Below are 15,824 nucleotides of genomic sequence, written 5' to 3' on the forward strand. Positions count from 1 at the left end.
TCCTCGAATTGTAGGAGCGAGCTTGCTCGCGAAGGCGGTGCATCTGGCACCCAGTGCAAGTCAAACCAGATGCAGCGCAGTCAACAGCATGTCGATCGCCTTGATGCCCACGAACGGCACCGCGATCCCGCCCAGGCCATAGATCAGCAAATTGCGCCGCAACAACGCCGCCGCGCTCGCCGCCTGCACGCGTACACCGCGCAACGCCAGGGGAATCAGCACCACGATGATCAGGGCGTTGAACACGATCGCCGAGAGAATCGCGCTCTGCGGGCTGTGCAGCTGCATGACGTTCAACACACCCAGTTGCGGGTAGATCGCGGCAAACAGGGCCGGCAGGATGGCGAAATACTTGGCCACGTCATTGGCGATGGAAAAGGTGGTCAGCGCGCCACGGGTCACCAGCAATTCCTTGCCGATCTGCACCACGTCCAGCAGCTTGGTCGGGTCGCTGTCGAGGTCGACCATGTTCGCCGCCTCGCGCGCCGCCTGGGTGCCGTCGTTCATCGCCATGCCCACGTCCGCCTGGGCCAGGGCCGGGGCGTCGTTGGCGCCGTCGCCGCACATGGCGACCAGGCGACCGTCGTTCTGCTCGTGGCGGATGCGCGCCAGTTTTTTCTCCGGCGTGGCTTCGGCCAGCACGTCGTCCACGCCCGCTTCAGCCGCAATCGCCGCAGCGGTCAGCGGGTTGTCGCCGGTCACCATGACCGTGCGGATCCCCAGCTTGCGCAGTTCGGCGAAACGCTCGCGGATACCGGGCTTGACCACGTCCTTGAGGTGGATCGCACCGAGCAGTTTACCGTCGGCGCAAACCAGCAACGGTGTGCCGCCACTCTGGGCAATCTTGTCGATTTCCCGGGACAGGGCCGCAGGCAGGTCAGCACGCTGTTTGCCAACGAACGCCAGCAACGAATCCACTGCGCCCTTGCGGTACACGCGCCCCTGACAGTCAACACCGGACAAGCGGGTTTCAGCGCTGAAGGGCACGGCTGTCAGCGCCTCGGCAGCCGGCTCCGGTTGCGGGTGAGAGCCGCGCAGGTATTCGACGATCGACTTGCCTTCGGCGGTGTCGTCGGCCAGCGAAGCCAGCAAGGCGCCTTCGGCCAGTTCCCTGGCGGTGACGCCGGGGGCCGCATGAACCGCCGAGCAACGGCGGTTACCGAAGGTGATGGTGCCGGTCTTGTCCAGCAGCAGGACGTGCACGTCCCCTGCCGCTTCCACCGCGCGACCGGACTTGGCGATCACGTTCAGGCGCACCAGGCGGTCCATGCCGGCGATACCGATGGCCGACAGCAAGCCGCCAATGGTGGTCGGGATCAGCGTGACCAATAACGCCACCAGGAACACCAGCGGCAGGCTGCCATTGGCGAAATGGGCGAACGGCTGCAGCGTGACCACCACCAGCAGGAAGATCAGGGTCAGGCCGATCAACAGGATGTCGAGCGCCACTTCGTTCGGGGTTTTCTGGCGTTTGGCGCCTTCGACCAGGGCGATCATGCGGTCCAGGGTCGACTCGCCGGGGTTGGCGGTGATCTTCACCAACAGCCAGTCCGACACCAGCCGGGTGTTGCCGGTAACCGCCGAGCGGTCGCCGCCGGATTCACGAATCACCGGCGCCGATTCACCGGTGATCGCCGCTTCGTTGACCGCGGCGATGCCTTCGATCACTTCGCCGTCCCCGGGGATCATCTCCCCCGCTTCGACGCGCACCACATCGCCTTTGCGCAAGCTGGCGGCCGGCACCACTTGAAACCTGCCACTGCTGGTTTTGCGCCGGGCGCTCAAGCCCTCGCTACCGGCCTTGAGGCTGTCGGCACGGGCCTTGCCGCGACCTTCGGCCAGGGCCTCGGCGAAGTTGGCGAACAGCACGGTGAACCACAGCCATACCGCGATTTGCGCGGCAACGAAAGTGGGTACCGCAGTGTCCGGCACGAAGCAGAGCACGGTGGTGAGGATCGCGGTCAGCTCGACCACCAGCATCACCGGCGCTCGCTGCAATTGCCTTGGGTCAAGCTTGACGAAGGCTTGCACCAGCGCCGGGCGCCACAGGGCCGAGATCGCGGTTTTGGGTTGTTCCGGCGCCTTGGCAGCGACCGGTTTGATTGCGGGCATATTCATCATCAGCTCCTTAGAAGCCCATACTCAAGTGTTCAGCAATAGGCCCCAACGCCAGGGTTGGCAGAAAGGTCAAACCACCTACCAGCAAAATCGTCACGGTCAGCAGGGTCACGAACAGCGGACCATGGGTCGGGAAGCTGTTCTGCCCGATCGGCGCGGTTTTCTTCGCCGCCAGGCTGCCGGCCAGGGCCAGTACCGGGAGGATGTAGCCGAAGCGACCGATCAACATGCCCAGGCCCAGCATCAGGTTGTGGAACGGTGTGTTGGCGCCGAAGCCACCGAACGCGGAACCGTTGTTGGCACTGGCCGAGGTGTAGGCGTAGAGCAATTGGCTGAAACCATGGGCGCCGGGGTTGCTCACCGAGGCCACCGGCCCTGGCAGGCTGGCGGCGATCGCCCCCAGGACCAATACGCCGATCGGCATGACCAGCAAGGTCACCACCAATAGCTGCACCTCCCGGGCCTGCAGTTTCTTGCCCAGGTATTCCGGTGTCCGGCCAATCATCAGGCCGGCGAGGAACACGGCGATCAGCACGTTGAGCAACATGCCGTAGAGCCCGGCGCCGACGCCGCCGAAGATCACTTCGCCGACCATCATGTTGACCAGCGCGACCATGCCGCTGAGCGGGTTGAGGCTGTCATGCATGCCATTGACCGAACCATTGGAGGCCGCCGTGGTGGTCACCGACCACAGCACAGTGGCGGTGGTACCGAAACGCGCCTCCTTGCCTTCCAGCGGCGCGGTCTGTTCGACGGCGACGTTGGCCAGGGTCGGATTGGGTTGGTATTCAGCCCACAACGACGTCGCGCCGCCGATCAGGAACAGCGCCAGCATGCAGGCGATGATCGCGCGGCTCTGCCGCAGGTCCTTCACGTAATGGCCGAAGGTGAACACCAGCGCCACCGGGATCAAAATGATCGAGGCGACTTCGAACAGGTTGCTCCAGGCCGTTGGGTTCTCGAACGGATGCGCCGAGTTGACGCCGAAGAAGCCACCGCCGTTGGTGCCCAGTTGCTTGATCGCAATCTGGCTGGCGGCCGGACCCAGCGGGATCACTTGATCAACGCCCTGCACAGTCACGGCATTCACGTATTGCGCGAAGGTTTGCGGCACGCCCTGCCAGACCAGGTACAGCGCCAGCAACAGGCACAGCGGCAACAAGCCGTAGAGCGTGGCGCGCGTCATGTCGACCCAGAAGTTGCCGAGCGATGCCGTGGATTTGCGACCGATGCCGCGACACAGCGCAACCAGAACTGCCAGACCGGTGGCGGCGCTGACGAAATTCTGTACGGTGAGGCCGACCATTTGGCTCAGGTAGCTCAGGGTCGCTTCGCCACTGTAGGACTGCCAGTTGGTATTGGTCATGAAGCTGACGGCGGTATTGAATGCTTGCGTCCACTCCTGGCCCGGCAGGTTTTGCGGGTTCAGCGGCAAGTGGTCCTGGAACAACAGGATCGCGAACAACAGCACAAAGCCAGCCAGGTTGAAGGCGAGCAAGGCCAGGGTGTACTTCTGCCAGCTCTGCTCGACCAGGGGATCGACGCCGGCCAGGCGATAACAACCGCGCTCGACGGGACCGAGGATCGGGGTCAGCCAGGTGCGCTGGCCTTCCATGACCCTGTAGTAGAAACGCCCAAGAAACGGCGCCGGGACCAGTACCAGGGCGAAAAACCCCAGGATCAGCCAATAGTCATAACTGTGCATAGCCGCTCCTAGTTCCGGTCCGCGCGCAACAGCGCAACCAACAGATAAATGAACAGTCCCACTGCCAGCAGCAGTGACACTCCGTCCAGAACGCTCATGGAAGTTCTCCGTGTTACGGCGTATTGCCGCGTGTGGAGGTATTGTCGGCAGGGAGGCTGTAAAGGAACGAGACCGAGGGGTGTGGCGGGGCATAAAGAAAGCGTAAAGAGTGGCGTTGTTACAGCATTGGTCTGGCGGGCCTCTTCGCGAGCAGGCTCGCTCCCACAGGGGAATGCGCTCGCCCATACACTCAAAAAACCTGTGGGAGCGAGCCTGCTCGCGAAGGTGGCATGGCAGGCAACAATGCAAGGGTGAACGACGCCGAACAGGCATAGAATGGAACCACTGCGAAATCCAATCGCTCAAAGTGGTATGCACGTTCGACAGGCGAAACCCCTCGCCCGCCGACCGGCTTTCAAGGAGGTCCCATGCCCTGGTATGCCTGGTTGATTCTGGTGGTTGCCATTGGCTCTATCGTTGGCGGTCTGATGTTGCTGCGCGACACCGCCAACAAGGTCGAGCTGACCGATGAACAGCGCAAACGCGTCGCCGAACGCAATGCGGAAATGGACGCCAAGGAAGCGCAGGACCGCTAGCTGAAAAATCGTCCGAAGCCTGGCATTGCATTCGGACGATTTTCCGGCGGTTCAAGTCAACGAGCAGCGATCAAAAAAGCGCTCACGCCCCAGCGCCATCAACGCTGCGCGCTTGTGTGGAAAGTCGAATTCCTTCTCGCAATGAAACCCCTGTCCCTGCATGTGCCCGATCATCTTCGCGTTGTCGGCACGGGGCTCGGCGACCACCCGCCGGGTGCGTGGATCATCGAGAAACAGGTAGTGCACCAGCGCCGACAGCCAGCTCGCCACCTTGTGCGGCCCCCGGTGATGTTCTTCCCCCACCAGCATATGGATGCCACGGTCGTAATCATCCGCCTCATAGAAGGGGGCGATGCGATCTTCCTTGGCCCAGTAGGCTTCGAAATAGGCAAAGGGTTGATCGTCGAAACAACCGATCAAGGTCAGGGTATGGGGATCGTCCTGGAGTTTGCCCAGATACTCGCGATGCTGTTCGAGACTGCCCTGCTCCTGCCAGAAACTCGCCACCCGAGGGCTGTTCTGCCAGCGATTGAACCGCGCAAGATGCTCGTTGATATCCACCGTGCGCAGGGAAATCCAGGCCCCCAGCCGGGCATCGAAACGCCGGTACACCTCGCCACGCGGTTTCGGCGGGCGCAGCGGGTGACGCTTGCCGCCGCTGATGACCATTTGCTGTGGGTAACAGCCCGTCAGCGAGTGGCCCACCCACGGCTGTGGCAACTGCCAGAACAGCGTGCGTTCGCTACGGTATTGGCCAACCGTCTCGGTAGGCACCAGCAATGCGCTGAGCAAGGCGGCAGGCGGAACTTCATCCAGTTGCCACAGCAGTCGCTGGCAAGCAGGGTCACGGGCGAACAACCAATAGCACGCGGCCCAGACGCCTCGATTGTCGAGGATTGCTGCGCCCTCGTGCAGCTGCAGCAACAACTCGGGCTCGCGCGTCAGCTGCAACTGGATCAGCGGCAGGCCTTCAAGACTGAGGCTCAGCGCGGTTGCGGTTTCATCGGCTACAAGATTGCTGCCGGTGGGTAAAGGCAGCGCAGTCAGCACATTCGGATTGGACATGGGTCGGGCTCACGATATTCGTCGACAGGTCAACGGTTGACGTGAGTGGAGCCTGGAAATTTAAGCGATACGCGACCTGCGGTGTCCGCTCAGTTACCCGGCACCGGCAATACCGCGATTTTATAGGGGTCGAAAATCTTCAGCATCTGGCCATTATCGCGCAACCCTTGCAGCAACCTGCCGAAGGCCTCGCCGCTGATCGGCGCGGCCGGGCGCAGAATGGCGTAGTGGTGATAAATCTGGTCAACGCGCTCGGACACCAGCAACTCATTGGCGACTTTCTCGTTGCGCAGGAAGTAGTCGCTCAAGTAGGACCGTGTGACCAGGGCGATATCGGCGCGGCCACGCAGCACCATCAGCAGGTTGCTGTCATGGGAATAGGTCGAGGTGGCGTTGTAGTGAGTGGCGAGGTACTTGGGATCGGCATTGAAGTGGGCGAATTCGTAGTGGTACCCGCTGAACAATGCCAGGCGCTTGCCGGAGAGCTCGCTGAAGTAGCCTTGCTGGCGCTGGGGCAGGCGTTGCGCGACGAAGATTTCGGCATCTTCCAGGCCCATGTCGACGCTGGTATGGGGTATGTCCCTCCAGCCCCAGTCGGGGTTCTCGAAAATCGCCATGTCCACCCGGCCTTGCTTGAAGTCACCAAAGCGGCGGGGAATGGAAGTGGGTACCAAGACGAACCGGTAGTCGCTTTGCAGGGAGTTGAGGGCCTCGACCAATTGCGGTAGCAGGCCGGTGTCGGCACCGGACTCCGGGCGCACCGTATAGGGCGGAAAGTGTGCGGCACCGATGCGCACCAGTTGTGCGGCCTGGGTTGGCATGACTGATAAAGCGAGCACCGTCAGTAAAAGTCGCGAAGCCGTCCGAATTGGCGAAGACATCAAAACAACCCACTCCCCGAAATACTGCATCAATGCATTATTGAAGCTAGGCGGTTTCGCCCAGTTAGCCAGTTTCCATACGCCCCGCACACATGCCTTATTTGCCCGCCAGGACCAGGATCAAGGCCTCCTCGGCCAGTTGATCCAGGCTCATGCTGCCACCGGCACGAAACCAGGTGGTGGTCCAGGACAGCGCCCCGGTCAGGAAACGCCGGGTGATAAACACATCGCCGCGGATAAAACCGGCGCTCTTGGCTTCACCCAGCACCTGCAGCCAGATGTCTTCATAGATATCGCGCAACGCCAGGACCCTGGCCTGTCCCTCATCGGACAGTGACCGCCATTCGTAGACCAGCACCGCCATGGCCTCGCCACTGCCGCCCATGATGGACTGCAATTCGCAGCGGATCAGCGCCAGCACCCGCTCGCGCACGTCGTCGGCCTCGGCGATGGCCGCCCGCATCAACGCGGTGTTGTAGAGAATGGTCTCCTCCATCACCGCCCGCAGGATCTCGTCCTTGCTTTTGAAGTGATGAAAAATACTCCCCGACTGGATGCCCACGGCACCGGCCAGGTCGCGCACGGTCGTGCGTTCATAACCTTTGTTGCGAAACAGGTGGGCCGCCACTTGCAGCAACTTGCCCCGGGCGCTGTCCGGGTCGGTCAATTGCCCGCTGTCGACCAACTCGCGCATGACCCTCAAGGCTTTTTGCTCATCCACCCGTTCTCTCCTACAGTCGATCAGTCCAATGCCGCGCTCCCCGCGAAAACATTGGGGCTGCGCTGGCAATTTAAGCAACTGGCGACGACCAAGCAAGCGCTCGGGAAGAAGATAGTTCAGCCGTTTACAAACCAAGCGCTTGCTTGGTAGTCTCGAAGCATTGCTGCTGGAGGTGGTTATGGAATTGACTGCGCCAAGAACCATTCGCATCGGTTGCGCCAGTGCCTTCTGGGGCGACACCTCGACCGCCGCCGCGCAACTGGTGGAAGGCGGACGCCTGGACTACCTGGTATTCGACTACCTGGCCGAAATCACCCTGTCGATCATGGCTGGCGCACGAATGAAAGATCCCCAGGCCGGCTACGCCAGCGACTTCATCGAAGTCCTCGCTCCCCTGCTCTCTCAGCTGGCCGAACAAAAGATCCGCGTCATCAGCAATGCCGGCGGGGTCAACCCACAGGCCTGTGCCGCGGCCCTGCAGGCAGCCTGCGACAAGGCCGGTGTTGCACTGAAGATCGCCGTGCTGCTGGGCGATGACCTGCAACCGCAATTCAAACAGTTGGCCAGCCTTGGCATTCATGAAATGTTCAGCGCCGCCCCCCTACCGCCGATGTGTGTCTCGACCAACGCTTACCTGGGCGCGCCGGGCATCGTCGAAGCCCTGCGCCTGGGCGCCGACATTGTGATCACCGGGCGCGTGGTTGACAGCGCCGTGGTCAGCGGCGCGCTGGTGCATGAGTTCGGCTGGTCGTGGCACGACTACGACAAACTGGCCCAGGCGGCGCTGGCCGGGCACATCATCGAATGTGGCGCGCAATGCACCGGCGGCAACTTCACCGACTGGCGCGATGTACCCGATTACGAGCACATCGGTTTCCCCATCGTCGAAGTCAGCGCCGACAGCCAGTTCATCGTCAGCAAACCCGAAGGCACGGGCGGCCTGGTCACGCCCTTGACCGTGGGCGAACAGATGCTCTACGAGATCGGTGACCCGCGGGCCTATCTGCTGCCCGACGTGGTCTGCGATTTCACCCAGGTCAAACTCGTGCAGCAAGGCAGGAACGCGGTCCGGGTGCATGGCGCAAAAGGCTTGCCGCCCACCGCCCAGTACAAGGTCAGCGCCACGTACCCGGACGGTTTCCGCTGCACCGCCAGTTGCCTGATCGCCGGGATCGATGCGGTCGACAAGGCCCGCAGGGTCAGCGCTGCGATCATCGACAAGACTTCGCAGATGTTCAGCCAACGTGGCTGGGCGCCCTACAGCGAGGTGAACATTGAACTGCTTGGCAGTGAAGCCACGTACGGCCCCCACGGCCAGCGCCAGGACAGCCGCGAAGTGGTGATCAAACTCGCGGTGCGTCATCCGCACAAGCAGGCATTGATCCTGTTCTCCCGGGAAATCGCCCAGGCCGCCACCGGCATGGCGCCGGGGCTGACCGGCATCGTCGGCGGCCGGCCGACGGTGTATCCGCTGATCCGCTTGTTTTCGTTCCTGATCGACAAAACCGCCTGCACGCTGGAAATTGATCTCATGGGCCAGCGCCACCCGTGCGCCCTGCCCGCCCTCGATGTGCTCGACAGCGCCGACCTGCCCGTGCCATTTGAGCCACCCCGACCCACGGGACCGGCTGACGCCAGCGTCGCCCTGGTCAAGCTTGCGGTCGCCCGCTCCGGTGACAAGGGCAACCACAGCAACATCGGCGTCATGGCCCGCGAGCCGCAGTACCTGCCGTGGATCGCCGAAGCCTTGACCCCGGCGGTGATCGTCGACTGGATGAGCCATGTCCTCGACCCGATCCACGGGCGTGTCGAGCGTTGGTACCTGCCCGCCACCCACAGCCTGAATTTCCTCCTGGAAAACGCTTTGGGTGGCGGCGGCGTGGCCAGCCTGCGGATCGATCCGCAGGGCAAGGCCTTCGCCCAGCAACTGCTGGAGATCCAGATTCCGGTGCCGCAGCGCATCGCCGACCAGGTCAACTAGAGGATTGCCGCCATGGCCTACGATTCGATTTTCAAAGCCGATCTGTTTGCCGGCCAGACCATCATCGTCACCGGTGGCGGCAGTGGCATTGGCCGCTGCACCGCCCACGAACTGGCGGCCCTCGGTGCGCATGTGCTGCTGGTCGGGCGCAAGGCCGACAAGTTGAAAACCGTCGCGGCCGAGATTGCCGAAGACGGCGGCAGGGCCGACTGGGGCACCTGCGATATCCGTGAGGAAGAAGCGGTCACGCACCTTGTCAGCGAATTTATCCGCAAGCACGGCCCGATTCACGGCCTGGTCAACAACGCTGGCGGCCAGTACCCCTCGCCACTGGCCTCGATCAACCAGAAGGGTTTCGAAACGGTGATGCGCACCAACCTGCTGGGCGGATTCCTGATGGCCCGGGAAGTGTTCAACCAGTCCATGAGCAAGCACGGCGGCGCCATCGTCAACATGCTCGCGGACATGTGGGGCGGCATGCCCGGCATGGGCCACTCGGGCGCGGCGCGCTCAGGCATGGACAACCTGACCAAGACCGCCGCCTTCGAATGGGGACACGCCGGGGTCCGGGTCAACGCCGTGGCGCCGGGCTGGATCGCGTCCAGCGGCATGGACACCTACGAAGGTGCATTCAAGGCGGTGATTCCGACCTTGCGTGAACACGTGCCGCTCAAACGCATCGGCACCGAATCGGAAGTCAGCGCGGCGATCGTTTTCCTGCTCAGCCCGGCCGCGGCCTTCATCAGCGGCAGCACCCTGCGCATCGACGGCGCGGCCAGCCTCGGCGGACGGGCATGGCCGATTCACAAGGCAACCCACAGCGAGTCGTACAACGGCTTTCACCGCGCGTACTTGCCTGACGTCCTCAAGGACAAGGAATAACCCATGCCGGTGATTGAGTCGCAACTCGACCCCCACAGCGAACAGTTCGCCCGCCATCGCGCGGCCATGCTGGACGCCGTCGAACAGGTCCGCCGGCTTGAACAGAACCTGCTGGACAAGGCTGCCGAGGCCAGGCCCAGGTTCGAAAAACGCGGCCAGTTGCTGCCCCGCGAACGCCTCAACCTGTTGCTCGACCCGGGTGCGCCGTTTCTCGAACTGGCCAGCCTGGCCGGCTACAAGTTGCACGACGACAAGGACGGCAGTTCGGCCGGCGGCGGCCTGATCGCCGGGATCGGCTACGTGTCGGGGGTGCGGGTGCTGGTGGTGGCCAACAACAGTGCGATCAAGGGCGGCACCATTTCCCCTTCCGGCCTGAAAAAGTCCCTGCGCCTGCAACAGATCGCCATGGAAAACAAACTGCCGGTGATCACCCTCGCCGAGAGTGGCGGCGCCAACCTCAATTACGCGGCGGAGATTTTCGTCGAAGGCGCGCGCAGCTTTGCCAACCAGGCACGGATGTCGGCCATGGGCCTGCCGCAGATTACCGTGGTCCACGGCTCGGCGACGGCGGGCGGCGCCTATCAGCCGGGGCTGTCGGACTATGTGGTGGTGGTACGTGGCAAGGCCAAGCTGTTCCTGGCCGGCCCGCCTCTTTTGAAAGCGGCAACCGGGGAAGTCGCCAGCGACGAAGAATTGGGCGGCGCCGAAATGCACGCGCAAACCGCCGGTACCGCCGAATACCTGGCCGAGAACGACGCTGACGGCGTGCGCCAGGTGCGCGAGATCGTCAGCCTGCTGCCCTGGAATGCGCGCTTGCCGGTGTTGCCTGCCGGGCAATGGCAGGAACCGCTCTACCCCATCGACCAATTGCTGGGCCTGATCCCGGATGACCCGAAAAAACCCTACGACGTGCGCGAGATCATCGCCCGTATCGCCGATGGCTCGAACTTCCTCGAATTCAAGGCCGAGTTCGATCAGCAAACCGTTTGCGGCCAATTGAAAATCCAGGGCCGCGCCTGCGGATTCATCGGCAACAACGGGCCGATCACACCCAAGGGCGCGAGCAAGGCGGCGCAATTCATTCAGCTGTGCGACCAGAGCCAGACGCCGCTGCTGTTTTTCCACAACACCACCGGGTTCATGGTCGGCACCGAATCGGAGCAGCAAGGGGTGATCAAGCACGGCGCCAAGATGATCCAGGCAGTGGCCAATGCCCGGGTGCCGAAGCTGACCATCGTGGTAGGCGGCTCCTATGGTGCCGGCAACTACGCGATGTGCGGCCGTGGCCTGGACCCGCGTTTCATCTTCGCCTGGCCCAACAGCCGCACCGCCGTCATGGGCGGCGCCCAGGCCGGCAAGGTGCTGCGCATCGTCACCGAGGCCAAGCAGGCCAAGGACGGCCTGGTACCCGACCCGAAAATGCTCGACATGCTCGAACAGGTCACCGCACAGAAACTCGACAGCCAGTCCACCGCGCTTTATGGCAGCGCCAATCTGTGGGACGACGGCCTGATCGATCCACGTGACACCCGGACCCTGCTCGGTTACTTGCTGGATATCTGCCACGAGGCCGAGGTTCGGCCGCTGCAAACCAACAGCTTCGGTGTTGCGCGTTTTTAGTTGATCGTTCCCACGCTCTGCGTGGGAACGCAGCCCGGGACGCTCCGCGTCCCAGAAGCGGACGCAGAGCGTCCATTGAGGCATTCCCACGCAGAGCGTGGGAACGAGCGGGTTCGTCAGGAGAACAACAAGAATGATCTTCACCCAGGAACACGAAGCACTGCGTCGCACCGTTCGCCAATTCGTCGATCACGAGATCAACCCTTACGTCGAGGCATGGGAAAAAGCCGGGCGCTTTCCGATCCACGAGATTTTTCGCAAGGCCGGCGACCTCGGCCTGCTGGGCATCAGCAAACCGGAAAAATTCGGCGGCATGGGCTTGGACTACAGCTATTCGATCGTCGCCGCGGAAGAGTTCGGCACCATTCATTGCGGCGGGATTCCCATGTCGATCGGCGTGCAGACCGACATGTGCACCCCGGCCCTGGCGCGTTTCGGTTCCGATGAGTTGCGCGATGAATTCCTGCGCCCGGCCATCAGTGGCGAGCAGGTCGGCTGCATCGGCGTCTCCGAAGTCGGCGCGGGCTCCGACGTGGCCGGCTTGAAAACCACCGCGCGCAAGGACGGTGACGATTACGTGATCAACGGCAGCAAGATGTGGATCACCAACTCACCGAGCGCCGATTTCATCTGCCTGCTGGCCAACACCTCGGACGACAAGCCGCACATCAACAAGTCGCTGATCATGGTGCCGATGAACACCCCGGGCATCAGCCTCAGCTCGCACCTGGACAAACTGGGCATGCGCAGCTCGGAAACCGCCCAGGTGTTTTTCGACAACGTGCGGGTGCCACAGCGTAATCGCATCGGCCATGAAGGCGCGGGGTTCATGATGCAGATGCTGCAGTTCCAGGAGGAACGCCTGTTCGGTGCGGCCAACATGATCAAGGGCCTGGAGTATTGCGTCGATAGCACCATCGAGTATTGCAAGGAGCGCAAGACCTTCGGCAGTGCGCTGATCGACAACCAGGTCATTCACTTTCGCCTGGCCGAGCTGCAAACCGAAATCGAATGCCTGCGGGCGCTGGTCTATCAAGCCACCGAGCAATACATCAAGGGCCAGGACGTCACGCGCCTGGCGTCCATGGCCAAGCTCAAGGCCGGTCGCCTGGGCCGCGAGGTCAGCGACAGCTGCCTGCAGTACTGGGGCGGCATGGGCTTCATGTGGGACAACCCGGTGGCCCGCGCCTACCGCGACGTGCGCCTGGTGTCGATCGGCGGCGGTGCCGACGAAATCATGCTGGGGATCATCTGCAAGCTCATGGGCATCCTGCCGGGGAAACACAAATGAGTGCCCTGCCGGTTTGCCAGACGCTGCTGCTCGAACTGCACAACGGCGTGCTGCATATCACCCTCAATCGACCGGACTGCCGTAACGCCATGAGCCTGCAAATGGTCAGCGAACTGCGTGCGGTGCTGGCGGCGGTGCACGACAACCGGGGGATCAGGGCCTTGGTGATCGGCGGTGCCGGCGGGCATTTCTGTGCCGGGGGCGACATCAAGGATATGGCCAACGCACGCGCTCAAGGCCCGGGTGCGCACCGCGACTTGAATCGGTTGTTCGGTGCGTTGCTGCAAGAGGTGCAGCACGCGCCGCAGGTGGTGATCACCGTCCTGCAGGGCGCGGTGCTCGGTGGTGGTTTCGGCCTGGCCTGTGTCAGCGACATTGCCCTGGCCGATCACCAGGCGCAGTTCGGCCTGCCGGAAACCAGCCTCGGCCTGTTGCCAGCGCAGATCGCGCCGTTCGTGGTGCAGCGCATCGGCCTGACCCAGGCCCGCCGCCTGGCCCTGACCGCGGCACGTTTCGACGGCACCCAGGCACGGCGGATGGGGCTGGTGCATTTTGTCGAGCACGATGCGCAGGCGTTGGCCGAGCGCCTCGATGAAGTGCTGGCCCATGTGCTGTGCTGTGCACCCGGGGCGAATGCGGCAACCAAGAAACTGTTGCTGGCGAGTGTGGGGCAGCCATCGGATGAACTGCTGGATCAGGCAGCCGAGTGGTTCAGCGACGCGCTGACCGGGACTGAAGGGGTCGAGGGGACCCTGGCTTTTGTGCAAAAGCGTAAACCGGGGTGGGCCATTTAAAAGCTTCGCTGGCAAGCCAGCTCCTACACGGTTTTGTGAACGACGCCCGTCCATTGTAGGAGCTGGCTTGCCAGCGAAGAGGCCTTCACATTCACCACCCATCAAAGGGAATGAACCATGCCCGGATTCAGCAAAATCCTGATCGCCAACCGCGGTGAAATCGCCTGCCGCATCCAGCGCACCGCCCAGGCCCTGGGCTACCGCACCGTCGCCGTATTCAGCGATGCCGACGCCGATGCCCTGCACGTGCAAATGGCCGACGAAGCGGTAAACATCGGTCCGGCCCCGGTGCAACAGTCCTACCTGGACAGCCAGGCGATCATCGACGCCGCCCGGCGTACCGGGGCTGACGCCATTCATCCGGGCTACGGTTTCCTCTCGGAAAATGCCGCTTTCGCCCGCGCCTGCCAGGACGCCGGCATCGCCTTCATCGGGCCCAGCCCCGAAGCCATCGAACTGATGGGCAGCAAACGCCGCTCGAAAATCGCCATGCTCGCTGCCGGCGTGCCCTGCATCGAGGGTTATCAGGGTGCCGAACAGGACGATGCCACCCTCATCCGCGAAGCCGCCCGCATCGGCTATCCGCTGATGATCAAGGCCAGTGCCGGCGGCGGTGGGCGTGGCATGCGCCTGGTGCAGGGGGCCAGCGACCTGGCACAACAGCTGCGCAGCGCTCGCTCCGAAGCCCTGCACGGCTTTGGCAGTGACGAGCTGATCCTCGAGCAGGCATTGATCGAGCCGCGCCATGTCGAGGTGCAACTGTTCGGCGACTCGCACGGTAACCTGATCTACCTTGGCGAGCGCGATTGCTCGATCCAGCGGCGCCACCAGAAAGTCATCGAAGAGGCCCCCTGCCCCGTGATGACGGGTCAATTGCGCCAGGCCATGGGCGAAGCAGCGCTCAAGGCCGGGCGCGCGGTCAACTATGTCGGCGCGGGCACGGTGGAATTCCTGCTGGATGCGCGCGGACAGTTTTACTTCCTGGAAATGAACACCCGGCTGCAAGTGGAACATCCGGTGACCGAACTCATCACCGGACTGGACCTGGTGGCCTGGCAGTTGAACATCGCCCAAGGGCAAGCGCTGCCCCTGCGGCAGGAGGACGTGCAACTCAAGGGACATGCCATGGAGGTGCGCTTGTATGCCGAGGACCCGGCACAAGGTTTCCTGCCACAAACCGGACGCATCGCGGCATGGGAACCGCGCTTGCAGGACGGTGTGCGGATCGACCATGGACTGGTCGAAGGCCAGGACATCAGCCCGTTCTACGACCCGATGCTGGGCAAAATCATCGCCCACGGCCAGACCCGCGAAGAGGCCCGGCGCAAGTTGCTGCGGGCCGTTCAGGACTGCGTGCTGCTGGGGGTACAGAGCAACCAGCGCTTGCTCGCAAGCCTGCTGCAACATCCGCAATTCATAGGCGGTAAATTCAGCACCGGGTTCATTGAGCAGCATTTCGCCGAGCATCCCTGCTTGCAGCGCCAGGTGCCGAGCGCCGAACAACTGGCGATTGCCGCGGCGCTGTTCTATCAGGTATCCGCACAGGCGCATCCGGTTGCGCTGGCGGGTTGGCGCAACAACGCCAGCGTGCCCCTGCACTATCGCCTCGCACTGGACGATCAGCACTGGCCGGTGACGTTGCACGCGGTTCCCGGCGAGCCACTGCGCATTGAAGTCGCCAGCCGCCATCTCGAACTGCAGATCATCCAGAACAACGGCCGCTGGGCCACCTTGCAAATCGACGGCATCCGCCAGCGTCACGCCTACCGCCTGGAGGCCGGGCAGCTCTGGTTGTACACGGGTCCCGGCGGCCTGCGGCTGGTGGATCGCACTCAAGCGCCGGTCTGCAGCCAGGCCATTGTCAGCGGCGGCACCCTCAAGGCGCCTATGGACGGTGCGGTCATCGACGTGCTGGTCAGTGAAGGCAGCAAGGTCAGCAAAGGCCAACTGCTGGTGGTGCTGGAAGCCATGAAAATGGAGCACCCACTCAAGTCGGGCATCGACGGCGTGCTCAAGCGCTTGCAGGTGCAAGTCGGCGACCAGGTGAAAAACCGGCAGATTTTGCTGGAGGTCGAATAAGCCGCTAGGCGTAACCGCCGGCTTTGGCTACGCTCAAGCCCTATCAGCTTGC

13 protein-coding genes are annotated in these 15,824 nt (G+C 63.0%); 7 read left to right on the forward strand and 6 right to left on the reverse strand.

Going from position 1 to position 15,824, the window contains the following annotated elements; genetic code table 11:
* Positions 1-60 precede the first annotated feature (60 nt).
* The 3 genes from kdpB to kdpF are packed head-to-tail and all read right to left on the reverse strand — an operon-like array spanning position 61 to position 3,921.
* Positions 61-2,118, reverse strand: a complete 2,058-nt coding sequence (gene kdpB / locus HFK74_RS04945) for a potassium-transporting ATPase subunit KdpB (protein WP_180202587.1) — start codon at positions 2,116-2,118, stop codon at positions 61-63.
* A 10-nt stretch (positions 2,119-2,128) separates the two neighbouring features.
* Positions 2,129-3,823 carry a potassium-transporting ATPase subunit KdpA gene (gene kdpA / locus HFK74_RS04950; protein ID WP_180202588.1) on the reverse strand — a complete coding sequence of 565 codons (1,695 nt, stop codon included), beginning with the start codon at positions 3,821-3,823 and terminating at the stop codon, positions 2,129-2,131.
* 8 nt (positions 3,824-3,831) lie between these two features.
* Complete coding sequence (gene kdpF, locus HFK74_RS04955; RefSeq protein ID WP_007899818.1) at positions 3,832-3,921, reverse strand: K(+)-transporting ATPase subunit F; 90 nt, start codon at positions 3,919-3,921, stop codon at positions 3,832-3,834.
* Positions 3,922-4,290: 369 nt separating this feature from the next.
* Between kdpF and HFK74_RS04960 the strand changes: the two genes are divergently transcribed.
* Positions 4,291-4,458, forward strand: coding sequence for a DUF2897 family protein (locus tag HFK74_RS04960; RefSeq protein ID WP_180202589.1), 168 nt, complete (start codon positions 4,291-4,293; stop codon positions 4,456-4,458).
* 51 nt (positions 4,459-4,509) lie between these two features.
* Here HFK74_RS04960 and HFK74_RS04965 read toward each other — a convergent pair whose 3' ends face one another.
* From HFK74_RS04965 to HFK74_RS04975, 3 genes are all read right to left on the reverse strand, one after another.
* Positions 4,510-5,523 (reverse strand): GNAT family N-acetyltransferase, encoded by a 1,014-nt coding sequence (locus HFK74_RS04965; RefSeq protein WP_180202590.1) that lies wholly within the window; start codon positions 5,521-5,523, stop codon positions 4,510-4,512.
* Positions 5,524-5,612: 89 nt separating this feature from the next.
* A complete protein-coding gene (locus tag HFK74_RS04970; protein ID WP_180202591.1) occupies positions 5,613-6,404 on the reverse strand; it encodes an ABC transporter substrate-binding protein in 792 nt (263 codons plus the stop codon).
* 97 nt (positions 6,405-6,501) lie between these two features.
* Complete coding sequence (locus HFK74_RS04975; RefSeq protein WP_180202592.1) at positions 6,502-7,125, reverse strand: TetR family transcriptional regulator; 624 nt, start codon at positions 7,123-7,125, stop codon at positions 6,502-6,504.
* A 178-nt stretch (positions 7,126-7,303) separates the two neighbouring features.
* Between HFK74_RS04975 and HFK74_RS04980 the strand changes: the two genes are divergently transcribed.
* The 6 genes from HFK74_RS04980 to HFK74_RS05005 all read left to right on the forward strand — a co-directional run bounded on the left by HFK74_RS04980 (position 7,304) and on the right by HFK74_RS05005 (position 15,772).
* Positions 7,304-9,106, forward strand: a complete 1,803-nt coding sequence (locus HFK74_RS04980; RefSeq protein WP_180202593.1) for an acyclic terpene utilization AtuA family protein — start codon at positions 7,304-7,306, stop codon at positions 9,104-9,106.
* A gap of 12 nt (positions 9,107-9,118) precedes the next feature.
* On the forward strand, positions 9,119-9,988 hold the full coding sequence (locus HFK74_RS04985; RefSeq protein WP_180202594.1) for an SDR family oxidoreductase: 870 nt from the start codon (positions 9,119-9,121) through the stop codon (positions 9,986-9,988).
* Positions 9,989-9,991: 3 nt separating this feature from the next.
* Positions 9,992-11,608, forward strand: a complete 1,617-nt coding sequence (atuC, locus tag HFK74_RS04990; protein ID WP_180202595.1) for a geranyl-CoA carboxylase subunit beta — start codon at positions 9,992-9,994, stop codon at positions 11,606-11,608.
* A 133-nt stretch (positions 11,609-11,741) separates the two neighbouring features.
* Positions 11,742-12,899 (forward strand): citronellyl-CoA dehydrogenase, encoded by a 1,158-nt coding sequence (atuD, locus tag HFK74_RS04995; protein ID WP_180202596.1) that lies wholly within the window; start codon positions 11,742-11,744, stop codon positions 12,897-12,899.
* Positions 12,896-13,693, forward strand: a complete 798-nt coding sequence (locus HFK74_RS05000; protein WP_180202597.1) for an enoyl-CoA hydratase/isomerase family protein — start codon at positions 12,896-12,898, stop codon at positions 13,691-13,693. The genes atuD and HFK74_RS05000 overlap by 4 nt, the downstream gene beginning before the upstream one ends.
* Before the next feature lie 117 nt (positions 13,694-13,810).
* On the forward strand, positions 13,811-15,772 hold the full coding sequence (locus HFK74_RS05005) for an acetyl/propionyl/methylcrotonyl-CoA carboxylase subunit alpha (RefSeq protein ID WP_180202598.1): 1,962 nt from the start codon (positions 13,811-13,813) through the stop codon (positions 15,770-15,772).
* The last annotated feature ends 52 nt before the right edge of the window (positions 15,773-15,824 follow it).

Source organism: Pseudomonas sp. SbOxS1 (assembly GCF_013416725.1).
Lineage (GTDB): Bacteria > Pseudomonadota > Gammaproteobacteria > Pseudomonadales > Pseudomonadaceae > Aquipseudomonas.

Excerpts from the sequence above, each read along its gene's own strand:
- HFK74_RS05005 (WP_180202598.1), top strand. The coding sequence starts at position 13,811 with ATGCCCGGATTCAGCAAAATCCTGATCGCCAACCGCGGTGAAATCGCC.
- kdpA (WP_180202588.1), bottom strand. The coding sequence starts at position 3,823 with ATGCACAGTTATGACTATTGGCTGATCCTGGGGTTTTTCGCCCTGGTA.
- atuC (WP_180202595.1), top strand. The coding sequence starts at position 9,992 with ATGCCGGTGATTGAGTCGCAACTCGACCCCCACAGCGAACAGTTCGCC.
- kdpB (WP_180202587.1), bottom strand. The coding sequence starts at position 2,118 with ATGAATATGCCCGCAATCAAACCGGTCGCTGCCAAGGCGCCGGAACAA.
- HFK74_RS04960 (WP_180202589.1), top strand. The coding sequence starts at position 4,291 with ATGCCCTGGTATGCCTGGTTGATTCTGGTGGTTGCCATTGGCTCTATC.
- HFK74_RS04980 (WP_180202593.1), top strand. The coding sequence starts at position 7,304 with ATGGAATTGACTGCGCCAAGAACCATTCGCATCGGTTGCGCCAGTGCC.
- kdpF (WP_007899818.1), bottom strand. The coding sequence starts at position 3,921 with ATGAGCGTTCTGGACGGAGTGTCACTGCTGCTGGCAGTGGGACTGTTC.
- HFK74_RS04970 (WP_180202591.1), bottom strand. The coding sequence starts at position 6,404 with ATGTCTTCGCCAATTCGGACGGCTTCGCGACTTTTACTGACGGTGCTC.
- HFK74_RS05000 (WP_180202597.1), top strand. The coding sequence starts at position 12,896 with ATGAGTGCCCTGCCGGTTTGCCAGACGCTGCTGCTCGAACTGCACAAC.
- HFK74_RS04965 (WP_180202590.1), bottom strand. The coding sequence starts at position 5,523 with ATGTCCAATCCGAATGTGCTGACTGCGCTGCCTTTACCCACCGGCAGC.
- HFK74_RS04985 (WP_180202594.1), top strand. The coding sequence starts at position 9,119 with ATGGCCTACGATTCGATTTTCAAAGCCGATCTGTTTGCCGGCCAGACC.
- atuD (WP_180202596.1), top strand. The coding sequence starts at position 11,742 with ATGATCTTCACCCAGGAACACGAAGCACTGCGTCGCACCGTTCGCCAA.